Genomic DNA, 21,177 nt, shown 5'->3' with positions numbered 1-21,177 from the left:
ATCTATTTGCTAGAGGGTAATTACGCTACTTTGCCAAGAGCAAGGTCTATGTCTATCCCTTGTTCGCGCATTTGAGCAAGCTTGTAACGCAATGCACGTGTTGTCATGCCAAGAGATTCTGCGGTGAGGTTTCGTTGACCATTGAAGCGTTTCAGTGTGTCTATGATGTATTGAAACTCTGCTTGTCGTTTAGAGTCTTTCAGGCCACTTTGTTGAGGCGCTAACTGAGCAGTTTGTTCTGCTTCTATGCCTAAGTCAGCGGTCTGAATCGCTTGACCACGGCGCATGATTAATGCGCGCTGAATTGTATTTTCAAGCTCTCTTACATTGCCACTCCAGTCATGGCCGAGCAGTACACTACGGGCCTGATCACTGAAGTAACAGACTTGTTCAGAGTTATTGTTGTGGTACATGTCTAAAAAGTGCTCTGCAATAGGCATGATGTCTTCACGACGTTGTCTTAGTGGGGTAATTTTTAGCGGTAATACATCTAAGCGGTAGAATAGATCTTGCCTAAACTCACCATTCTCAACAGCTTTGCGTAAGTCTTTATTTGTTGATGCAATCACGCGAATATCGAGTGGTATCGCTTTATGGCTGCCAATTCTTTCAACTTCGCGCTCTTGTAAAACTCGCAGTAATTTAGCTTGTAAGACGAGCGGCATTTCGCCGATTTCATCTAACAGTAAAGTGCCACCATTGGCTTGTTCAAACTTACCTGATTGATCGCTGACAGCTCCAGTAAAGGCGCCTTTGACATGGCCAAATAGAATTGACTCTAAAATACTTTCAGGAATGGCCGCACAGTTGATCGAAATTAAAGGGGCTTGTGAACGATTGGAGTGACGATGAATATAACGGGCTAACGGCTCTTTACCTGTACCACTTTCACCAGTCAATAATACCGTAGCATTGGTGACTGCTGCACGTTGAGCAAGCATCAATAATTGACGACTGACAGCGGATGATGCAACGATGTCTGAATCAATTTTATCTAAAGTTTTTAGACGGGTTAACAGTGCAATAAGTTGTTGATTATCAATCGGCTGCAACAGGTAATCTTGTACTCCTGACTGCATTGCAATACTAGCCAATTCGGTTTGTTCTGGATCAAGTAAGGCAATCTGATTCTTACTCGGGTACATGGCTAAACGCTGTGCTACTTGTTCAGGTTCACAATCTGATAAATTCACCAGATTCAGCCAAGGCGATGGCTGTTGATTGCTCCATAACTGAAAGCCATTGCTTAGCAATAATGCGGCAGCGGTTTCACACAGTTGGCAATCGACCAACTGGATTGAGTATTGCTGACTCATCGACTGGCCTTCTGTGTTTTGAGAGCGGTAAGGTTATTCGTTTTAACTAATCTCACCATAACGCGACGGTTCAGCTCACGTCCTTGGGCACTATTATTACTGGCAATGGGGTTTCTTGTGCCATGATGGCGCACTTGAATCATTGTATTGGGCACGCCAAGCTCAATTAATCTTGCTTGAACTTCATAAGCGCGCTCCTTGCTTAATTGCAAGTTCACAAAGTGATCTCCTGATGCGTCAGCATGCCCATCGATAAGGACTTCTGTGACATTGTCATCAGCCGCAATATAGCGAGCAATTGCGATTAAATCCTGCTCGTACTCAGGAGATAGATGTGTCGAGTTGCTATTAAACTGCATATCCACTCTGCGTACATAGGAAAAAGGCTTAGGCAGCAGGTTTTGCTTACATAATCTAAATTCTCTTACGATGGCACGAGTGGAAACGGGTGAAGAATTCACCTTATATTTGATATTTTTACCTGGATCAATATTGACTTGCCACGTCAGCCCTTGCTCTAAGGCCTCTAAAAAAGCTGCGCTGTTTCGGCTCGTTTTAGCGGTATGACCTTGCCAGTTTAGTTCTGATTGTGCAAAAGGGGCGTTGTTCTGCTGCTGCCATGAAGAAGATTCAATTATTATTTCGCTTGCATGATCACGCAGGCTCAGCCAGTCAGCAGTTAAACTAATGAATAACTCGTCACCAGGCGTGGCGGTGAGCATAAAGTCTCCGAACCCATCCACTTGGTGGCTTATTTCACAGTGAAATATATTTCCACTGAACTCCCAAGAAGATTTTTCCATCTTGGTTTGATATTTATTCTCTATTACTCCTGCATACGATTTAAGCGGTAAAATAAATGCGATAATTGTAATCAGTATTATTTTTTTCAATTACTAACATCCTATTTTTATTTGTTATGTCTGTAACGTAATAAAGTTTTGCAGTATTAAACACTAAAAGAAAAATGATTAAAATGAATTTTTATAAAAAGTTTTAAATAGTGCAAGCTTTATTGTTTGTTCATATATATGTCATTGTCTTTCGTTATTTAAATGATGTAGTATCTTGCCGAAATACTGATTCCTCTAAGTTATGCAGAAATTAGACACAGTTATAATTTTTTTAAGCATCTGATTTTGTTGAGTTTAAAAATTATTTTTTGTTATTTTAAAATAAATTTAAAGTTTTTTACGATTATAGTCGCTTTGTAATAATATTTATTTTTTTGTTTTTATATTTGGAATTTATTTATTATTTAAGTGTTGTTGGTTATTTGTTTTGATTATCTGTTTCTGTGGTCGTTGTTATATGTACTACTAGCTGATTTATTATATTTGGTTGTCAAAATATATTTGTTTGCCAAAAAAATGTCGCCTGAATTGTTTGTATATTAATAAGGTGGTCGTTTTTAGTTCAGTTGCATGTGGGTGATAATATAATTTTGATACATATTATTACGGTTATTAATTTATGGATATTTTATAGTTAAGTGAGTTTTAAATTAAAATGAAAACCACAGCTAAAGCAAGTTTGATTAAGAAGCAGCAGCTTCCAAAAGTGAGAACCGTTGCGTTAGTTCAAGAGAAACTTGCACGCAGCCGACTAGTATTGCAGCTAGAGCGTTGCCATAGAACGCTGCTCGACAATATAAATGACTTATTAGGGCCGATTATTGGCCAAGGTCATCACGCATTGTCAAAAGTATCGCTTTCAACCGATCTGAATACAGTAACACCTGACTTAAACCACGCGTGGTTTTTAATGAGTTACCGTCGAACCCCGCTGGCTTGGTGGCGAATTGATAAATGTACGTTAGATCAGTTAGCTAGCGGTTATTATGGTAGTTTCTCTAGCCCGTTACAATCACCTTTACGGGCGCCTAGTTTGTCTGAGTTTCGTTTGGTGAAGCGTTTATTGCGCTCTGCGTTGGACGTTTTACCGATTACTGAACTCGATGACGACGGCTTAGATCTTGAATTGGTGGTGAATACCACGCCATTAGAGGTGCCTCTTGCTTGGACTCTGAGCTTTCCAGCAGAACATGTTGGCCCGCCAATGATGTTATGCATGACTGAATTTGCTTTGGGATTGATGGCTGAACAGCCAAGTGAATATCAAGCTGCTGAAAACCTCAATAGCCAATTAAGTCAGCGTTTAAGACAAATTCCGATAAAAGCCACGTTAGAAATTGGTCATCAATTAATGCCTGTGACGTCATTAGAAGGCTTGAAAGTCGGTGATATTTTACCGATGAGTTTGCATTCTCGCTGCCCAGTGACTATCGGTCGCAGACCCCTATTTTATGCCACTGTTCATAATGATGATGGACAAATGGTCGCCAAACTTACCCAGGAAGCGTTTCACCCAGAGGACTCTACCCATGCCTGAAAATATACTTTTACAAGATGATGAATTCTTACTTGATGATGATCTGTTATTAGAAGATACCCTAGCAGAGCCACAACCTGCTCCAAAGGCTAAAACCTTAAAAGAGATGTCATTTTTTCACCAGTTACCAGTGCAAGTGACATTGGAATTAGCGAGTACAGAAATGTCTTTAGGTGAGCTAACCCAAATGGGAGAAGGCGACGTTGTTGCATTGGATCGCATGGTAGGCGAACCATTGGATATTCGTGTTAATGGTGCTTTGTTAGGTCGTGGTGAAGTGGTTGAAGTGAATGGCCGATATGGTGTGAGATTGCTTGAAGTGGAAGCGATAAGCTTAACTGGAGCAAACGACTAATATGGTTCGTGTCATCCTGCTTCTGTTATGCCTATTAGCACCCAGTGCTTATGCTAATGATGGATTAACCTTATTCACTTTAGCGGACGGCGACCAGTCGCAAACCGTGAACGTCAAGTTAGAAATCTTAGCCATGATGACCTTGCTAAGTTTTTTACCTGCGATGTTGATGATGATGACAAGCTTTACTCGAATTATCATTGTGTTAGCAATTTTGAGGCAGGCGTTGGGCTTACAACAAAGTCCACCTAATAAAGTGTTAATTGGCATTGCTTTAGTCATGTCTATTTTTATTATGCGCCCCGTTGGTGATGTGATTTATGAAGATGCATTTTTACCCTATGACAAGGGTGAAATTGAATTAACAGAATTGATTGTGAGGGCAGAAGTGCCTTTACGACAATTTATGTTGGCGCAAACTCGTGAAACAGATTTAGAGCAAATGCTAAAAATTGCTAATGAGCCAGTGACATTAACCGCAGACGAAATCCCCTTCTTTGTTTTGATGCCTGCATTTGTATTGAGCGAGCTGAAAACAGCATTTCAAATTGGCTTCCTACTTTATATTCCCTTTCTAGTGATTGATTTAGTGGTTGCGAGCGTCTTGATGTCGATGGGGATGATGATGCTGTCGCCATTGATTATATCTCTACCATTTAAACTCATGGTGTTCGTGTTAGTGGATGGTTGGGCAATGACTGTGGGTACGTTAACAGGCAGCTTTGGCTAGCTAGGGTAGACGATGATACATCTAGCATGGATTTTAATGACCAGTACAAATCAGATGATTGAACAGCTGAAGCGGCCACCTGCGGGAGCAATAAGATGGATGTAAACGAGCTAACGTCATTTTTTGCTGAAGCGATATTTTTAGTGGTGATGATGGTGGGCGTATTGGTCGTGCCAGGCTTGATTGTGGGACTGATTGTCGCTGTGTTCCAAGCAGCGACCCAAGTGAATGAGCAAACATTAAGCTTTTTACCTCGCTTAGTGTTAACGCTGTTGATGGTGTTATTTGCAGGTGAGTGGTTGTTGATGAAAATCAGTGACTTGTTTGAGCGGCTATTTTTCAGTATTCCCCATGTGATTGGTTAGGCGAGTAGATGAACGCATTTAGCATGGCTGAGCCGCTGAATTTTGACTGGGTAGATAGCCACTGATGTTGTCGTTAACATCGGTACAAATCAGTGCTTTTATTGGCTCATTTTGGTGGCCATTTTGTCGGTTTATGGGGGCATTTATTGTGATGCCTTTTTTAAGCAGTAACTATATTCCGGTAAAAATACGACTGCTATTTGCCATGCTGTTGAGTGCTCTGGTGGCGCCAATTTTACCCCCAGTGCCTGCCGTTGACGCTATCTCACTAGGGGCTGCGTTATTGGCCGTTGAGCAATTGCTTGTTGGCTTTATGTTGGCATTATTTTTACTGATCATGATCAGTGTAATGACCAAGATGGGCGCGATGATGTCAATGCAAATGGGCTTGGCAATGGCCATTATGAACGACCCTGCTAACGGCAACTCTAATCCTATTCTTGGTCAATGGTTTTTACTGTATGGCACGTTATTATTTTTGGCGTTAGACGGTCACTTAGTTGCTATTGGCGTTATCGTTGATAGCTTTTATTTGTGGCCAATTGGCATGGGCATATTTGAGTTGCCTTTAATGGGACTGGTTGAGCGAGTTGGCTGGTTATTTGCGGCCGCATTTATGCTGGCTTTACCTGCGATTGTCGCCATGTTGATGGTTAATTTAACTTTTGGTGTGTTGAGTAAATCTGCGCCTTCATTAAACGTGTTTGCCTTAGGTTTTCCTATGTCGATGTTAATGGGGCTGCTGTGCGTATTCTTTTCGTTTAGCGGCCTTGCCAGTCGCTATAGTGACATTTGCCTCGATGCTTTATCTAGCATGCATCAGTTTATCGGGGGCTAGTGATGAGCAATAAAGATACCGGTCAAAGTAAAACTGAACAGGCTACACCACAAAAACTCAAAAAAGCCCGCGAGCAAGGGCAAGTTCCACGCTCTAAAGACTTAGCCGCATCAGCGCTGATCATTGGTTGCGCTGTCATGCTAACGAGCAGCGCCGAGTGGATAGGCAGTGAAATGGCCGAAATTACTCGCTTCAATATGAATCTCACTAAAGAGCAGTTAAATGAGCCCAAAATGCTAGAAATGCATATGGGGGCTGCGATTGTCGGAATTCTACATCTCCTTGGGCCGTTATTTATCTTAGTGGCCGCTATCGGCATGATTGCTGGCGCATTACCTGGTGGGCCGCTATTTAGTATTAAAAATGCCTTCTTCAAATATAGCCGTATTGATCCCATTGCTGGCTTAGGGCGAATGGTGTCAATTAAATCATTGGTGGAGTTGGTTAAATCGGTCTTAAAAATCACTTTGCTAGTCAGCATCATGCTGTATTTTTTGCAGAGTAACTTGCAAGGCATTATGGCAAGTAGTCAGCTGCCAGTAGATGAAGCCGTTAAATACAGCATTGATACAATATCAACTGGGATGTTTTATTTAGGCGTCGGTCTGCTGATTATCACGTTTATCGATGTGCCATATCAGTATTGGCATCATCATAACGAGCTAAAAATGTCTCATCAGGAAGTGAAAGATGAGCATAAACAGCAAGATGGTAAGCCAGAAATTAAAGCTAAAATTCGCCAAATGCAGCAAAAAATTAGCCGCTCTCGTGCTGATGTTGCTGTGCCACAAGCCGATGTATTACTGGTTAACCCTACTCATTATTCAGTTGCACTTCGTTATGACGCGGATAAAGCAGATGCGCCTTATGTTATTGCTAAAGGAGTGGACGAACTGGCGCTTTATATGCGTGATGTAGCAAAACGTAATGCGGTTGAAATTATTGAAATCCCAGCACTGGCTCGTGCGATTTATTATTCCACTAAGATTGAACAACAAATTCCAGCGGCACTGTTTGTCGCTATTGCGCATGTGCTGAGTTACGTGTTGCAAATCAAAGCAGCAAGAACAGGTAGCCAAGAGAAGCCTGAACCATTGCCGCATTTTTATATTCCTCCCCATTTACGACATGATTAAAGGAACCATTAAACCATGAATTGGTTTGCACAAGTCTTTACTGGCAATCGAAGCTACATCGGTATTCCGATAATGTTATTAGCCGTTCTGGCGATGGTCATCTTGCCATTGCCACCTTGGCTGTTGGATATTTTATTTACGTTTAACATCGTACTTGCAGTAATGGTGTTGCTAGTCAGTGTATCCATACGTCGGCCTTTAGAGTTTTCGGTATTCCCGACGATATTGCTACTCGCCACCTTAATGCGATTAACTTTGAACGTTGCCTCAACTCGTGTGGTGTTAATCGAAGGCCACAATGGTGGAGACTCGGCAGGTAAAGTCATTCAAGCATTTGGTGAAGTGGTGATTGGCGGCAACTATGTTGTAGGCGCCGTGATCTTCTTAATTCTGATGATTATCAACTTTGTGGTGATTACCAAAGGTGGTGAAAGGATATCAGAGGTTTCAGCACGTTTTACTCTGGATGCGTTGCCTGGTAAGCAAATGGCAATTGATGCTGATTTAAATGCTGGGATTTTAAGTCAAGAACAAGCCCGTGTTCGACGTCAAGAAGTTGCTCGAGAAGCAGACTTCTATGGTTCGATGGATGGTGCATCTAAATTTGTGCGTGGTGACGCTATTGCTGGCATCTTGATCCTGCTGATTAACATTATTGGTGGTATTGCCATTGGTGTGTTTATGCATGGTATGGGCGCAGCTGATGCATTTAAGACGTTTGCCTTACTGACCATTGGTGACGGTCTTGTTGCTCAAATCCCATCATTACTATTAGCTACCGCAGCGGCGATTATTGTAACCCGTGTTTCGGATGCTGAAGAAATGCCTGAGCAGTTGCAAAAGCAACTGCTTGCAAACCCAAAAACCTTAGCAACAGCAGCATTGGTAATGCTGATTTTAGGTTTAGTGCCAGGTATGCCTGGCATGGTATTTATTTCTTTCGCTGCTTTATTGGCTTTTGCTTCTTGGAAACAAAGCCAGCATAAACCCGCCGTTGTTGAAACCAAGCTTGAAGAGCGACTGGAAAGCAATACTACAGAACCATCGCCACCAAGTTGGGATGCATTACCTTATACCGATTTGATTGAAGTACGTTTGGGGTATCAGCTAGTGCATTTAGTTGAGCGGACTAAAGGCGCTGAGTTACAAAAACGCCTAACAGGGATCCGCCGCACCTTGTCTGAACAAGCGGGCTTTTTACTCGCAGAAGTGCGGGTGAGGGATAACTTATCGTTAGCGCCAAATGCTTATCAAATTAATATGATGGGTAACCCAACAGCGACAGCGGAGTTGCAAGCTGAAAAACTGATGGCGATTCAAAGTGGGCCGGTATTTGGTGATATTGATGGAATCATTACTAAAGAGCCTGCCTATAACATGGACGCGATTTGGATTGACCAAGATGCTAAAGCGAGAGCATTAAACTTAGGTTATTCGGTGGTGGACAATGCCACTGTGATAGCGACACACGTCAGTAAGCTGATCCGTGAAAATTTGCCTGACATGTTGCAACACGATGATGTGTTGGCACTCAGCGATCGCTTGGCAAAGCAATCGCCCAAGTTAGCGGAAGCGCTTAACGGTGCGTTAAGTCCAATTGTGCAGTTAAAAGTGTATCGGTTATTACTGAAAGAGCAGGTGTCATTAAAAGATATCCGCACAATTGCAACCACACTACTTGATTGCAGTGAAAACAGTAAAGATCCAGTGCTGTTAGCTGCAGATGTGCGTTGTGCTTTAAGAAATAACATAGTGCATAGTATTGCTGGCGCTGAGCCTAAATTGAGTGTACTGACATTAGCGCCAGAGCTTGAGCAAACCTTAATGAACGCCTTAACCCAATCGCAGCAGCAAGGTCAGGTCGCGCTGGATAGCTTCCCTGTTGATCCAACGTTACTGGCTCAGTTGCAACAAGGTATGCCGCAAATCTTAGCTGATGCTAAAGAGCAAGGACATAGTCCACTGTTGTTGGTTGCACCACAGCTTAGGCCTATACTGGCCCGCTATGCTTTAGCATTTGCAAGAGGCTTACATGTATTGTCGTACAATGAAATACCTGAGAGCCGAGAGCTTATGGTGGCAGGTCAGCTTGGTTAACACCTTTGTCTGAACCTTGTGTAATAAAAAGGCCGAAGCGTTTTGCGCTTTGGCCTTTTTTTGAATGTTAATCTTGTGACAAACACCAATAAAGCTAATCGCTACGCAGTGATGAATAGCAGTGATGAATAAAAGCGGTGATGACGATAAAAGTGGTGCATAGTATTAAAACCTGACTTGGTTACGACCTCTGTCTTTAGCTCGATACAGGGCTTTATCTGCCAGTTTCATGCTTTGCTCAAAGCTGTGTTCAGGTTTGTGTTCGGCACAGCCAATAGAGACGGTAACGTTGACGGTTTTCTTTTTTACAGGGGCTTTATTACGCTGTTTCTTTGAGCTGTTCTTTCTATTTTCATCTCTCAGCACAATGTCATAATCTTCAATACTTTGCCTCACATCATCAAGATGAGAGTAAACTTGTTCTATGTCTTTACGGGGAAATACAATCGTGAACTCTTCGCCGCCATAACGGAAGGTTTTGCCGCCACCAGTGACTTTGGATAATTTTACTGCCACCAATTTTAATACATCATCACCCACATCGTGCCCATAGGTATCATTAAAGCTTTTGAAGTGATCGATATCGACCATAGCAACCGTGTACTTTCTGCCTAAAGCTAGGCTTAAATTAAACAAGGCTCGACGTGACGGTAGTCCCGTGAGTTCATCCCGATAAGCTAAAAAGTAAGAGTCGAACAGGACTGTGATTAAAAAGCTAATCGCAATACAGCTAAATAGTACAGATAACGGCAGGTTAGTCGGCACCAAAAAGTAGCCCAGCCATAGCAGTAAACAAATACCAAGGCTGGTTTGTGCTAAGTTGCTTTTCCAACTGAGCTTACACAGTAAGATGATTGCCAGTGGATAAATAGGGAGCAGATACAAGGGGGACTGCTCGGTTGTTAACCCAATACTTTGCTGAAATTGACTAATCGTTGCCGAGTATTGGCCAGTGAGATACACCCAGCAATAGGCGATTAAACCACAAAGAACAATGCCACCGATACGATAAAAACTGTGCACACTGATGACGCCGCGATCTTTAATAAAACAAAATAGCGTGATCACCAAGGTGCCAAAAAGCGGTAAAAATTGATGAATGACAGGCGATAAAAACAGGCGGTTACTTTGCAATGCGTAAAAAGTGAGTAACATTAAACCTATATAAAACAGTCGACTACGATTAAATTGCAAACAAATTAATGAAGATGCAGCCAATAACCAATAAGGTGCAAAATGTAGGGTGTCTTGCCAATCAATCCAATGAGTTTGAAAGTGTTCTAATAAGCCTAATGATAGAAAAGTGATAATAATCGGCAGTATAAAAAAGCGCATGGTATGCATTAGGCTGCTCATTGAATCCACCATAGTAAACTAATAAAAGTAAGCATTAAAAAGTTAGCAATTAATATAAGACGTTACGGGTTAAATGTATGTAGCGAGTAGACTTCCATATTGGTGCAGCTTGCGATGCTGTTGCCATTTATACCTGTTACCATTTTAGGCTTATTACCGTTTAGACATGGTGCGTTTATATAAAAACTGCTACTAACAGAGCGACCTTGAATGCGGCAAACTGAAATATAAATCAAATCGGTTTAAGTTAACATCTTCTTACCCGATAACTGTGGACTAGGCGAAAGGGCGGGCTAGGCTCAATAAAAATGGCGCCGAAGGAAGAGGTCTTCAAGCGCCATTTTATGCTTCATGATATCAATGGTGGCAGTTAGCCTTTTTCCATTGCCTCAATAAACTTATTTGATTCAGCAATTGATTTATTCATTTCTGAAATCAAGCTAGAAATGTCAGACTGTAAGCTATTAAACTCGCCTTTAATTGCGCCAATGGCTTGGGCATTAAGGTTATGCTTTAAGTACAGCATGTTATCTTTCATCGCGGTTAAAATCGGAGGCATTTTGGCTTCTGCACGGCGCATGCCTTTGACTAATGAATTATACGAACGCTCAGTTTCGTTTAACTTATTAGTGCTATTACGACGAAGGCTTGCTTTACTGATTTCTTGAATTTCAGCTTCCCACTCTTCGAATAAGGCTTCGGCCACATCTTCAACTTTATCAATGCGGCTACCAACTTCATCGGCTGCTGATTGAGCTGATTCATATTCATCTTTAGCTTTGTTATAGGCGTCTTCTAAATCGCCGCCATCGAAAGCGAGTAGTGCTTGCATCTCTTCGAGAGCTGAACTGAATTGTTCTTGTGCTTCTTCTTGAGACTCTTTTGCTTCTTGAACGCGATCCACCATGATGTCACGCTTGTGATAGCCAACTTTTTCCATTGCACCGTAATAGGCGCTTTGGCAGCCACTTAGTAACAAGCTTGCGCTAAGGAAGGCAAGTGATATCCATTTCTTCATCTTATGCTCTCTTAAATGTTGTCGTTAAATTAATCTGCTTTAAACATGGCAGCATCAATGATGCTCCAAAGATGAAACACCGCTCCAATAATGGCGGGAATAATAAGTACCCAGAAGAAATAACACACTGCAGTGATCACGAAGAATAAAATTGCAGCAATGATACGGCCTTGAACGAGTTGCCCTAAGCCTGGGAAGAAAACACTGGCAATGGCGGCGATGACATTGCCAGCTGAACCTTGTTGAGACATTAAAAAACTCCCTTGGAGTGTAACTATCGTGTTATAACATTGTACGAAGTTAACTCGGTAATTGAAAATAAATAATCAGAGAAAATTGTGACAAATAAGATAGATGTAGCGTATTTAAAAAATATTAATCTCAGTATTTGGAAATTTATCGTCCATGTAAAGCGACGTGTGGTTGAAGATCAAATTAACGTTAAGGCAGGTCATTTAACTTATGTCACCTTATTGTCGTTAGTTCCAATGGTTGCTGTGACCATGTCGATGCTGTCTGCTTTTCCTGTATTTCAGGGGATCCGCGGCAAGATTGAAAGTTTTATTTATGACAATTTTTTACCTGCAGCGGGTGACACAGTACAAATTTATATCAATGAATTTGTTGAAAATGCTTCGAAAGGCACGTTTGTCGGTGTCATTGCGTTAGTGGTCGTAGCGTTGATGTTGATTTCTGCCATTGATAAAGCATTAAACAATATTTGGCGTACCACAGAGACCCGCTCTTATGTGGTGTCTTTTTCGATGTATTGGATGGTACTGACCTTAGGTCCAGTGTTAATTGGGGCAAGTTTAGTGGCAACCTCATATGTCGTGTCACTTAAAGTATTTGAAATGGCAGAAATTTCAGGGCTGATGACTTGGCTGGTTGAGCGTTTACCAATGTTGTTTTCTGTAGCATCAATCTTACTTTTATATATGGTTGTTCCTAATAGAAAAGTTCGATTTTTACATGCGCTACTCGGGGCTATCGTTGCGGCAATGCTGTTTGAAGCAGGTAAGAAAGGGTTCGCGTTTTATGTGACTCAATTTCCGAGTTATGAGGCCATTTATGGGGCTCTGGCGACGATTCCTATCTTATTCGTTTGGGTCTATGTGTCTTGGATGATCGTGTTACTTGGCGCTGAAATTACCGCTGCAATGCCAGAATATTTACAAAGAGACATGTTGGCTGACAGCACTTCGGAAAATAGTGAGGTGCAAGCCAGTGATGACAGCAATGGTATCGCTGCAAGTGAGCAAGAAAAGAGTAATCAAGCAGCGTCTACTTTTAACACTCAGGCATCTAATAAAACGTGATTGCTAAGAGTCTAATAAAGCGTATATCAGCAAAATATTAAGTAATTTTGTTGGGCTTCTGTCATTATCATGGGCAAGTGGCCTGACTTTTTCGCTCCCATTTGGGGTAATTATAAATGTCATTCAATAGCAGAAGTCACTATGAAAGCCTACTGCTATGGCAGTAGTGCAGTCTGTATTCTATAAGGAAAGCAAATGAAAAAATTGATTTTAGCGGCATGTGTATTAGGTTTATCGGCTTGTGCAACAACAGATAATAACACTTCAGAAAGTGTTGTATCAGCTGCCCCTGCCAGCATTGACATGACAGGAATGACGGACCAACAAGCTGCTGATGCGCTTTATAATGCATTGATTAAGTCTAGTTATTTAGCGACTAAACTCAGCCCTACCAGTGTGGCTGTGCAATTTGGCGATAATCAATTTGTATTGCAACCAAGTATGAGTGAAAAGGGGATAGACCGCATTTTAACGAACCGTTTATTTGCCGTTCACCCGCAATTACATGGCAGTAAAGAACTGTTGGTTTTGATTGGTTCATTAAACCAAAAGCTTAATTTTGCAAAGTTTGTTGTTCGTGAAAATGGCGGTGTGATTCAGGTTCAAGGTGCTGCGACATTTGTTGATTCTATTCAAGTTGAAGAATTACGTCGCTTTATGTTGTGGACCGATGAAGGCTTAAAGCAAGTGGGTAAATCTTTACCTAAAGGTTCTGAGCACTTGATCAAACCTATTCCAGTGATTAAGCCTGACACGGGCGCATAATCTTGTAGAATATCGGCTCTCTCGGGTCGATTAATAGGAAGTAACTTTGATTGGGTTAATTCAACGGGTGGCACATGCCAGTGTCACCGTTCATCGTGATGATGATAAGCATGTAACAGGTAGCATTAATAAAGGTTTATTAGTGCTGCTTGGTGTTGAAAAAGATGATGACTTGGAAAAAATGCGTAAGTTGGCTAAAAAAGTGATGGCTTACCGTGTTTTTGGTGATGAAAATGGCAAGATGAACCTCAACCTGCAACAGGTAGGTGGAGAACTGTTAGTCGTGTCTCAATTCACCTTGGCAGCAGATACTGGCCGCGGGTTACGTCCTAGCTTTTCTTCTGCAGCAACCCCTGAACAAGCTAATGAGTTGTATGAAGCTTTTGTTGCCTATTGCCAAGAGCAAGGCGTGGTGACGCAAACGGGTGAGTTTGGTGCAGATATGAAAGTTGAATTGCTCAATGATGGTCCAGTTACCTTTAACCTTCAGGTATAACGGAAAGGCATCATGAATACTGACTCATCCAGGATAGCGGTTTTACTTAATGAGTTAACGCAGACGTGGTATCAAACCATTCCTGTGAGTCAGTTTATGCAAGTTACTCCGCTCAGTTTTGACAATCAATGCTTTACTGTTACAGCGCCACTTTCCCCCAATATCAACCTTCATCAAACTATGTTTGCTGGCAGTATTTATACCTTAATGACCCTAACGGGGTGGGGAATGTTGTGGTTACAACAACGCTTGGCTGGAGTAGAAGGCAATATTGTTTTAGCCGATGCAAACATTCGATATTTGGCTCCTGTAACCGAAGCGCCAATAGTGACAGTGATTTGGCCAGAATCACTGACTGATAAATCAGCTTCTTCTGAGACGGGGTTACCCGATATGAGTGTCTTCGAAACAATTAATAATGGTAAAAAAGCGAAGGTTAAGCTTGAGGTGCAATTACATTGCGCAGGTAAGCTCTGCGCTACGTTTAGTGGCTTATATTTTAGTTACTAATTTATAGATAATCGTTAGGTATTATTCAAGGACACAACCACGTCGTATAGGCCTAGCTGAGGGTATCCTTCACTAAATTACTGACTTAAAGATTCGCAGCACAGTAAGTCCTTCATTGCTCCACCATTTACTGCACAATTGAACCCTTTAGACTCGAATATATCGCAACCCTTTTGCGCTCTTATCCCGGCGCCACAATATACGACAAATTGCTGCTCTACATGATGGGCATCAAGCCAAACCGGTAATTCAGTTAACGGCACGTTTATGGCTTGTGGTAAATGGCCACTCGCAAATTCATCAGGGTTTCGTACATCAATTAGCATTGCACCATGCTTAATTAACTCCCAACAGATTGCAGTGGCTTGTGCCCCTGTCAGCTTGGTATTTACCGAAATCGAAGTTGTGCTTGCTGTGACCATTAGAACCTCACTTTGATTTGCATTAGATTTTATTCAATAAGATTATTCTAATGCATTGTAAAGATCAAGGTTGTTAATAACAAGAGCATGAAGTGGTCATGCTCTATAACTAATGTTGATGACAAATTGTTTATGACTTACCGCTTATTGCTTAGGGATTAACGCCCATGCATCACTAATCAATGGGCTTAATAAAACTTCGCTAAATATTTAGTGGCGTATTTGCGTAGTTTTTTCTGTTTTGCATTTTGTGCGACGGCTTCCACATCTGCTTTAAAGTCTTCATTACCTGAGGTCGCTAGTGCACGTGTTATCCAAGCGTAAGTATCTATGGCTAGCTTATTGTCGTCGATTAAACGCATAGGACTAAGTTGTGTAGCTAGTTGTTGCAGCATGTAATTATCAAATAATCGCTCATTTGCTATACGTTTTGCCGTCGTTCTCATCAGCTCAAGGTTGTCACTACGTAGTGCTGCGGCATAGACATTAGCTCGATGTGATTGCTCGGGGTTATATTGACTTTTGTCTTGTAAAATCGGGTTCCACTGCTCGAATTTTGATAAGTCATCTAGTGCACGTTTGGCGTATTTACGGATTTTCTTATGAGCATCACCTTGTGCCAGTTGGTTTAGGTATTCACGAAATTGAGGATCGCCAGAATAGCCAAGCCCCTTTATTAACCAGGCAATATTATCAATGACATGCTTATCTTTGGCCAATGGTAATAAGGTATCTATCTTGGTTTTAATCGATTGATAGGTACTGGGATCATTCAAACCAACGAAGAAAATAGACTCAATGGCTTGCTCTTGTTTATAGGTATCATCACCTGCAAATATCTGTTGGTATTCTTCCTTTGTATAAGTATCAGCCTGAGCGATTGGACTGAGTAAACTGAAGCTGGCAATTAGGGCTATTGGCAATAAGCACATTGGTTTCATGACATATCCTTATGACTGGAAGTTAATGGTGAGCTTAGTAAGATTGTAATTGCTTCTAATTTTATTTGTCTGCAAAGTTGTACTTAATCGTTTTTTCATTAAGCTGTATTGATTGTTCAGTTTAACATCATTAAGAAGTCTATGTCCTTAAGCGAAGATTCAAGAAAAGCATTAAAAACGATAAACGCTTTGATTCTAGATAAGCGTTTTTCAAAGGCAGATGAGTTGCTTCAACCTTTGGTTGATTTAGCTATCGAAGAAGCGTTATTGATGAAGGCTGACTTGTTGTTACAGCAATCGCCACAAATAGGTTTAAAGTACCTTTTTGAACTGTGCAAAGGGAAGGTTGCTGGTGCTAATTTTAAAGCCGCTTTTATATTGTATTTTCACCCTGAGGTGGGAGTGGACTTCCGACCATATCTGTTTAGTGCTTTCAAACAAGGCGATCCCGAGGCAATTATTGCTGCTGCCAATTTGTATTTACAACAGGGCTTTGTTGCTAAAGCTAGTCAGGTTTTAACAAAGAATCGTCATATTTCAGAGGTGAATCAGTTAACTGAGTCACTTGGTTTAATTTCTGACAATGAAGAAGCGTTATTAGACTTTAATGATATCCGTAGGGCTGACCTTTCTAAGTTAACGTATGAATCGGTAGCGCCTGAGATTAACTTATTTTATGTTGATGATTTCTTAACTGACTTTGAGTGTTTGTGGCTAAAAAACTGCGCACTTTGCGAGCTTAAGCGCTCTATGGTTGTTGATGGCGAGAGTGGCTCAAATATTGTGAGTAATGTTAGAACGGGCTCTGTGGCTCAACTAGCGCCTACTGCAAATGATTGGGTGCTACTTAACATTGAGATGAAAATCGCTGCTTATTTCAACATCCCTATCGAAAACGGTGAGTTAAGTAATGTTCTTAAATATGAGGTTGGGGAAGAATATAAGCCACATTATGATTTTTTTCACCCAAACGATAAAGGCAGCGAACAAGCTTTAAAAGATGGCGGTCAACGATTCAAAACCGTTTTAATTTACCTTAATGATGTCGAGCAAGGGGGAGACACGCACTTTCCAAGGTTATCGAAATCGGTGCGATCAAAACAAAAACGGTTGGTTGTGTTTAATAATACCGACAATAGTTATGGCCCTTTACCGTTATCGTTACATCAAGGAATGCCTGTCATAAAGGGTGAGAAATGGCTTTACTCAAAATGGTTAAGAGTAAAGCCGACGTCCTACCTAAAATGTTTACAACAGTTACATGTACGTTAGGTAAGCGTCTTATCCCTGCCAACGTTTAAAAATAAGCGAAGTATTAATCCCGCCAAAGGCGAAGTTATTGCTCATGACATAGTCAGTGCTGATAGAGCGAATTTCGCCTTGAATGTAATCTAACGGTGCACACTCAGGGTCAACTTCATCAAGGTTTAAGCTGGGTGCAAACCAATTTGCATTCATCATTTCTATACTGACCCAAGCTTCAAGTGCGCCGCATGCACCTAAGGTGTGCCCTGTATAGCTTTTCAATGATGATATAGGGGTGTGTGAACCAAATACTGCGTAAGTTGCTTGTGATTCTGCAATATCGCCTCGATCAGTTGCTGTGCCATGGGCATTGATATAACCCACTTGCTCAGGTGCGATTGCAGCATCCTTTATCGCCAATCGAATCGCCACTTCCATTGTTTCTGCATTGGGTTGAGTGATATGCAACCCGTCTGAATTAGTGCCAAACCCAACGAGCTCCGCGTAAATTTTAGCGCCACGGGCTTCAGCGTGTTCAAGTTGCTCAAGCACTAAGGTGCAAGCGCCTTCTCCAATAACTAAACCGTCGCGCTGACGATCAAATGGTCTTGGTGTCGTTGTTGGTGAGTCATTTTTCGTGCTGGTGGCAAATAAAGTATCAAATACCACAGCTTCTGTTGGGCAAAGTTCTTCACCGCCACCTGCAAGCATCAGTTTTTGTTGTCCAAACTTAATGGCTTCATAGGCGTAACCAATAGCTTGGCTTCCTGAAGTGCAAGCACTGCTTGTAGTATGCACTCGGCCTTTTAGACCGAAAAATACACCGACATTGACAGCGGTAGTATGGGCCATCATACGAATATAACTAGTGGCATTGATGCCGGACATATCGCCATGTTTCAGCATGTCACCAAAACCAATAATGGGGTCTGTACTGCCAGTTGATGAGCCGTAAGCGATGCCCATATCTCCTGATGACACAACCGGATCGTCGAGTAAGCCTGCATCTTCTAATGCAATTTCACTGGCACGCGTTGCCATGATTGAGACACGTCCCATGGAACGGGTTTTTTTCCGAGAGTAATGCTTGGGTTGCTCGAAATCGGTTATTGGCGCGGCAAGACGAGTATTGAGATTAGGGTATTTATCCCACTCAGTCATCGTGATCACACAGTTGTATTTATCTTGTAGCCGTTTAGCGATAGTTGGCCAGTCTTGGCCCAATGCTGAAATACCGCCAATACCTGTGATAACAACTCTATGGCTCATATCATGCCTCCATTGACCGAAATCACTTGGCGAGTAATGTAGGCTGCATCTTCAGACATTAAGAAATTGGCGAGCCCGGCGATTTCATTCACTTTACCCATACGGCGCATCGGTACGATTTGATTAACCATGTCCTTAGGGAAGTCGTTAACCATGTCGGTTTCAATTAACCCTGGTGCGATACAGTTGACGGTAATTTTGCGTTTGGCAAGCTCTAAAGACAGTGCTTTTGTCGCTCCGATAAGTCCAGCTTTTGAGGCGCTGTAATTCACTTGCCCTCGATTACCAGCGATGCCAGAAACTGATGCCATAGTGATGATTCTACCGCCTTTACGTGCTTGGATCATTGGCATGATGGTTGGCTGAATGACATTATAAAATCCATCCAGGTTGGTGTGAATAACACTGTCCCATTCATCTTCTGTCATTGCCGGAAAAGCGGTATCTTTGGTGATACCTGCATTTAAAATCACGCCGTAATAAGCGCCATGTTGTTCAATATCAGCTTCAATTTGCAGCTTCGCAGCCTGGCGGTCTGCTACATCAAATTGAATTAAACTGGCTTCGACACCCAAGGCTTGGATTTCTGATTGAGTTTGCTGCGCCGCTGCAGTGTTACTGTGAAAATGGATGGCAATATTAAAGCCTTGCGCTGCAAGTTTGAGCGCGATGGCTTTACCTATACCACGACTTGAACCTGTCACTAGGACTCTATTTGTTGTTGTCATTGTTTCTCCGTAGGGACTGCAGGTTTACATTAATCGTTGTGTTCATAGTACGCTCGTCATTGATATCGAGCTTAAGTTGATAAGGTTTCATTGATATAAGCTTGGGTATCTTGAGGCTGAAATACATTAACATTGGCTGAGGCAATCATTTCACTATCAAGAGTAATTTGACAATCGAACACCGCAAGTCCTGATGCTTCTTGATATAAACGAGTCACATCAACTTGATATGTGTTATTGAGCAGATACGTTGGCTGCATCATGCTCAGTTTACGGGTGCCCAATAAAAAGCCGACTCGAATTTTATCTTCAATAAGGTGCGCCTCAACGCCTGCTAATGCGGCAATACTTTGCGCCATGTATTCGATACCTACATAGTTAGGGACGCCATTCAATTGTTGATTGAAATAAGCGCTTTGCTCAGTGATCTCGACTTCAGTGGTGAGGCTATCAGGTTGATGTTTAATAATGCGTGTCACTAATATCATCGGTGCTTTATGAGGCACAAAGGCTGATATATCTTGCGATAGCAATGTTTCAGGAGCGATTTGCTTGGTCTGTTGCTCAGTCATGTTAATGCTCCGCATTTTGCAAAAATAACACTGGCATTACTGCCGCCAAAGGCAAATGAGTTACTCATGATGAATGTGAGCTCGGCTGATTGTCCTGGAGTAACGAATGGCAATATCGGGTTATTCATATCTTGTTGCTGATCCCATACGTGCGGCGGTAATTGTTGCTGCTGATTAGCGTCACTGAGCAATAAGTAACAAAAAGCCGCCTCAATGGCGCCAGCAGCGCCCAAACAATGGCCAACTAAGGGTTTTGTCGAGCTACATAAAGGGATGCTTGCCGCTTCGTTGTTATTGCTTGAATTAAAAACTTGCTGCATGGCTAAGGATTCCATCGCATCATTTTTAGGTGTTGCTGTACCATGCAAGTTAACGTAAGAAATTTGTGCAGAAGTGATACTGGCATCGGCAAGTGCTGCCTGCATAGCGCTAATTGCACCTAAGCCTTGAGGGTGGGGCGCTGAAATATGGTGAGCGTCTGATGACTCGCCAATACCCGCTAAATAGACCTGAGATTTCGAGCGTGATTGCGCATCCTCCTGTGCTTTTTTCAGCACAAATAAGGCGGCACCTTCACCTATATTAATTCCATCACGGTGTTGGCTAAAGGGATTACATAAGCCTTTAGACACTGACTCTAAGGCATTGAAGCCGTTTAACGTTAATTGACATAAACTATCCACACCGCCAACAATAACAACGTCACATAAGTCAGCTAAAAGTAATCTCTTAGCACTAGCAAATACTTTGGCACTCGATGAACATGCCGTAGAAACTGTGTAACAAGGGCCGCTTAATTGATATAGCTGACGTAAAAAGTCGCTCGTGCTGCCAAGCTCTTGTTGGGCATAATGATAGCTAGGTGGAAATTCACCATGTTGTTGATGATAGGCAAGGGCTGCCTCACCTTTAGAGATGCCTGATGTGCTGGTGCCTAGCACCACTGCCACTCTATCTGCACCGTATTGCTTTTTAGCGTGCTCGATATCGGCTGTTATTGAGGCTGCGGCTGTGTAAAGCAATTGATTATTACGACAATCAAATTGCGTCAATTCAGCAGGAATGCCCAAAAGGTTGGCATTATTAATGGCGCCGACTCGTGTGCTTGCATTAAACAGCAAGTCATCACGCAGTACCATGGCGTCAGTGCTTGCTGATAGCAAGTTTTGCAGCACGTCTTCACTGCTATTGCCTAGTGGCGTACAAAGCCCGATTTGTGTAATTGCTATGGCACAGCTCATAGTTAATGTTTCATCTCAAATTCAGTGATGTTAGAAAAGCCAGATAGCACTTTGCTGGCTCAACATT

The 21,177-nt window shown here is 42.0% G+C and carries 23 protein-coding genes; 12 read left to right on the top strand and 11 right to left on the bottom strand.

Going from position 1 to position 21,177, the window contains the following annotated elements; genetic code table 11:
- Positions 1-20: 20 nt before the first annotated feature.
- Both A9267_RS17545 and A9267_RS17540 read right to left on the bottom strand, forming a co-directional pair.
- Entirely contained in the window at positions 21-1,316 is a 1,296-nt protein-coding gene (locus tag A9267_RS17545) for a sigma-54 interaction domain-containing protein (RefSeq protein ID WP_082972444.1), read from the bottom strand.
- Positions 1,313-2,209 (bottom strand): MotY family protein, encoded by an 897-nt coding sequence (locus A9267_RS17540; protein WP_065110134.1) that lies wholly within the window; start codon positions 2,207-2,209, stop codon positions 1,313-1,315. Before A9267_RS17540 ends, A9267_RS17545 begins: the two co-directional genes overlap by 4 nt.
- 616 nt (positions 2,210-2,825) lie before the next feature.
- Here A9267_RS17540 and A9267_RS17535 point away from each other — a divergent pair.
- The 7 genes from A9267_RS17535 to flhA all read left to right on the top strand — a co-directional run bounded on the left by A9267_RS17535 (position 2,826) and on the right by flhA (position 9,228).
- Entirely contained in the window at positions 2,826-3,707 is an 882-nt protein-coding gene (locus A9267_RS17535) for a flagellar motor switch protein FliM (protein WP_065110133.1), read from the top strand.
- The gene (fliN, locus tag A9267_RS17530) at positions 3,700-4,062 is read left to right on the top strand and encodes a flagellar motor switch protein FliN (protein WP_055025287.1); all 363 of its coding nucleotides are present in this window, start codon (positions 3,700-3,702) and stop codon (positions 4,060-4,062) included. The genes A9267_RS17535 and fliN overlap by 8 nt, the downstream gene beginning before the upstream one ends.
- Position 4,063: 1 nt before the next feature.
- Entirely contained in the window at positions 4,064-4,792 is a 729-nt protein-coding gene (fliP, locus tag A9267_RS17525) for a flagellar type III secretion system pore protein FliP (protein ID WP_055025286.1), read from the top strand.
- 95 nt (positions 4,793-4,887) lie between these two features.
- Positions 4,888-5,157, top strand: a complete 270-nt coding sequence (locus tag A9267_RS17520) for a flagellar biosynthetic protein FliQ (RefSeq protein WP_055025285.1) — start codon at positions 4,888-4,890, stop codon at positions 5,155-5,157.
- A 64-nt stretch (positions 5,158-5,221) separates the two neighbouring features.
- Positions 5,222-5,995: a flagellar biosynthetic protein FliR gene (gene fliR, locus A9267_RS17515; RefSeq protein WP_055025284.1), complete on the top strand. Its 774-nt coding sequence runs from the start codon at positions 5,222-5,224 to the stop codon at positions 5,993-5,995.
- A 2-nt stretch (positions 5,996-5,997) separates the two neighbouring features.
- A complete protein-coding gene (gene flhB, locus A9267_RS17510) occupies positions 5,998-7,131 on the top strand; it encodes a flagellar biosynthesis protein FlhB (RefSeq protein ID WP_055025283.1) in 1,134 nt (377 codons plus the stop codon).
- A gap of 15 nt (positions 7,132-7,146) precedes the next feature.
- On the top strand, positions 7,147-9,228 hold the full coding sequence (gene flhA, locus A9267_RS17505) for a flagellar biosynthesis protein FlhA (protein ID WP_065110132.1): 2,082 nt from the start codon (positions 7,147-7,149) through the stop codon (positions 9,226-9,228).
- Positions 9,229-9,393: 165 nt separating this feature from the next.
- On the opposite strand, the gene A9267_RS17500 is transcribed toward flhA, so the two are convergent.
- The 3 genes from A9267_RS17500 to A9267_RS17490 form a co-directional block, all read right to left on the bottom strand.
- Complete coding sequence (locus A9267_RS17500) at positions 9,394-10,584, bottom strand: GGDEF domain-containing protein (protein ID WP_065110131.1); 1,191 nt, start codon at positions 10,582-10,584, stop codon at positions 9,394-9,396.
- Positions 10,585-10,954: 370 nt separating this feature from the next.
- Positions 10,955-11,602 carry a DUF2959 domain-containing protein gene (locus A9267_RS17495; protein WP_055025280.1) on the bottom strand — a complete coding sequence of 216 codons (648 nt, stop codon included), beginning with the start codon at positions 11,600-11,602 and terminating at the stop codon, positions 10,955-10,957.
- Between the two features lie 29 nt (positions 11,603-11,631).
- On the bottom strand, positions 11,632-11,853 hold the full coding sequence (locus A9267_RS17490) for a hypothetical protein (protein ID WP_055025279.1): 222 nt from the start codon (positions 11,851-11,853) through the stop codon (positions 11,632-11,634).
- An 87-nt stretch (positions 11,854-11,940) separates the two neighbouring features.
- On the opposite strand from A9267_RS17490, the gene A9267_RS17485 reads away from it, so the two are divergent.
- From A9267_RS17485 to A9267_RS17470, 4 genes are all read left to right on the top strand, one after another.
- Complete coding sequence (locus A9267_RS17485; protein ID WP_055025278.1) at positions 11,941-12,921, top strand: virulence factor BrkB family protein; 981 nt, start codon at positions 11,941-11,943, stop codon at positions 12,919-12,921.
- Between the two features lie 195 nt (positions 12,922-13,116).
- Complete coding sequence (locus A9267_RS17480) at positions 13,117-13,686, top strand: hypothetical protein (RefSeq protein ID WP_055025277.1); 570 nt, start codon at positions 13,117-13,119, stop codon at positions 13,684-13,686.
- Positions 13,687-13,732: 46 nt separating this feature from the next.
- Positions 13,733-14,182: a D-aminoacyl-tRNA deacylase gene (gene dtd, locus A9267_RS17475; protein WP_055025276.1), complete on the top strand. Its 450-nt coding sequence runs from the start codon at positions 13,733-13,735 to the stop codon at positions 14,180-14,182.
- Positions 14,183-14,194: 12 nt separating this feature from the next.
- The gene (locus A9267_RS17470; protein WP_065110130.1) at positions 14,195-14,692 is read left to right on the top strand and encodes a thioesterase domain-containing protein; all 498 of its coding nucleotides are present in this window, start codon (positions 14,195-14,197) and stop codon (positions 14,690-14,692) included.
- A gap of 77 nt (positions 14,693-14,769) precedes the next feature.
- On the opposite strand, the gene A9267_RS17465 is transcribed toward A9267_RS17470, so the two are convergent.
- The gene (locus A9267_RS17465) at positions 14,770-15,114 is read right to left on the bottom strand and encodes a rhodanese-like domain-containing protein (RefSeq protein WP_065110129.1); all 345 of its coding nucleotides are present in this window, start codon (positions 15,112-15,114) and stop codon (positions 14,770-14,772) included.
- A gap of 188 nt (positions 15,115-15,302) precedes the next feature.
- Positions 15,303-16,055, bottom strand: a complete 753-nt coding sequence (locus tag A9267_RS17460; RefSeq protein WP_065110128.1) for a hypothetical protein — start codon at positions 16,053-16,055, stop codon at positions 15,303-15,305.
- Positions 16,056-16,196: 141 nt separating this feature from the next.
- Here A9267_RS17460 and A9267_RS17455 point away from each other — a divergent pair, with 141 nt between their 5' ends.
- Positions 16,197-17,327, top strand: a complete 1,131-nt coding sequence (locus A9267_RS17455; protein WP_065110127.1) for a 2OG-Fe(II) oxygenase — start codon at positions 16,197-16,199, stop codon at positions 17,325-17,327.
- Positions 17,328-17,336: 9 nt separating this feature from the next.
- Here the strand turns inward: A9267_RS17455 and A9267_RS17450 are convergent, their stop codons facing one another.
- The 4 genes from A9267_RS17450 to A9267_RS17435 all read right to left on the bottom strand — a co-directional run bounded on the left by A9267_RS17450 (position 17,337) and on the right by A9267_RS17435 (position 21,110).
- Entirely contained in the window at positions 17,337-18,569 is a 1,233-nt protein-coding gene (locus tag A9267_RS17450; RefSeq protein ID WP_055025272.1) for a beta-ketoacyl-ACP synthase, read from the bottom strand.
- Positions 18,566-19,297, bottom strand: coding sequence for a 3-ketoacyl-ACP reductase FabG2 (locus tag A9267_RS17445; protein ID WP_065110126.1), 732 nt, complete (start codon positions 19,295-19,297; stop codon positions 18,566-18,568). The genes A9267_RS17450 and A9267_RS17445 overlap by 4 nt, the downstream gene beginning before the upstream one ends.
- A gap of 71 nt (positions 19,298-19,368) precedes the next feature.
- Complete coding sequence (locus A9267_RS17440; RefSeq protein ID WP_065110125.1) at positions 19,369-19,869, bottom strand: ApeP family dehydratase; 501 nt, start codon at positions 19,867-19,869, stop codon at positions 19,369-19,371.
- Positions 19,866-21,110, bottom strand: coding sequence for a beta-ketoacyl-[acyl-carrier-protein] synthase family protein (locus tag A9267_RS17435; protein WP_065110124.1), 1,245 nt, complete (start codon positions 21,108-21,110; stop codon positions 19,866-19,868). The genes A9267_RS17440 and A9267_RS17435 overlap by 4 nt, the downstream gene beginning before the upstream one ends.
- Positions 21,111-21,177 lie beyond the last annotated feature (67 nt).

It is taken from the genome of Shewanella sp. UCD-FRSSP16_17 (assembly GCF_001675935.1).
Lineage (GTDB): Bacteria > Pseudomonadota > Gammaproteobacteria > Enterobacterales > Shewanellaceae > Shewanella > Shewanella japonica.
Note: the sequence above shows the minus strand (reverse complement) of the source record. Positions and strands in the feature narration are given on the sequence as shown.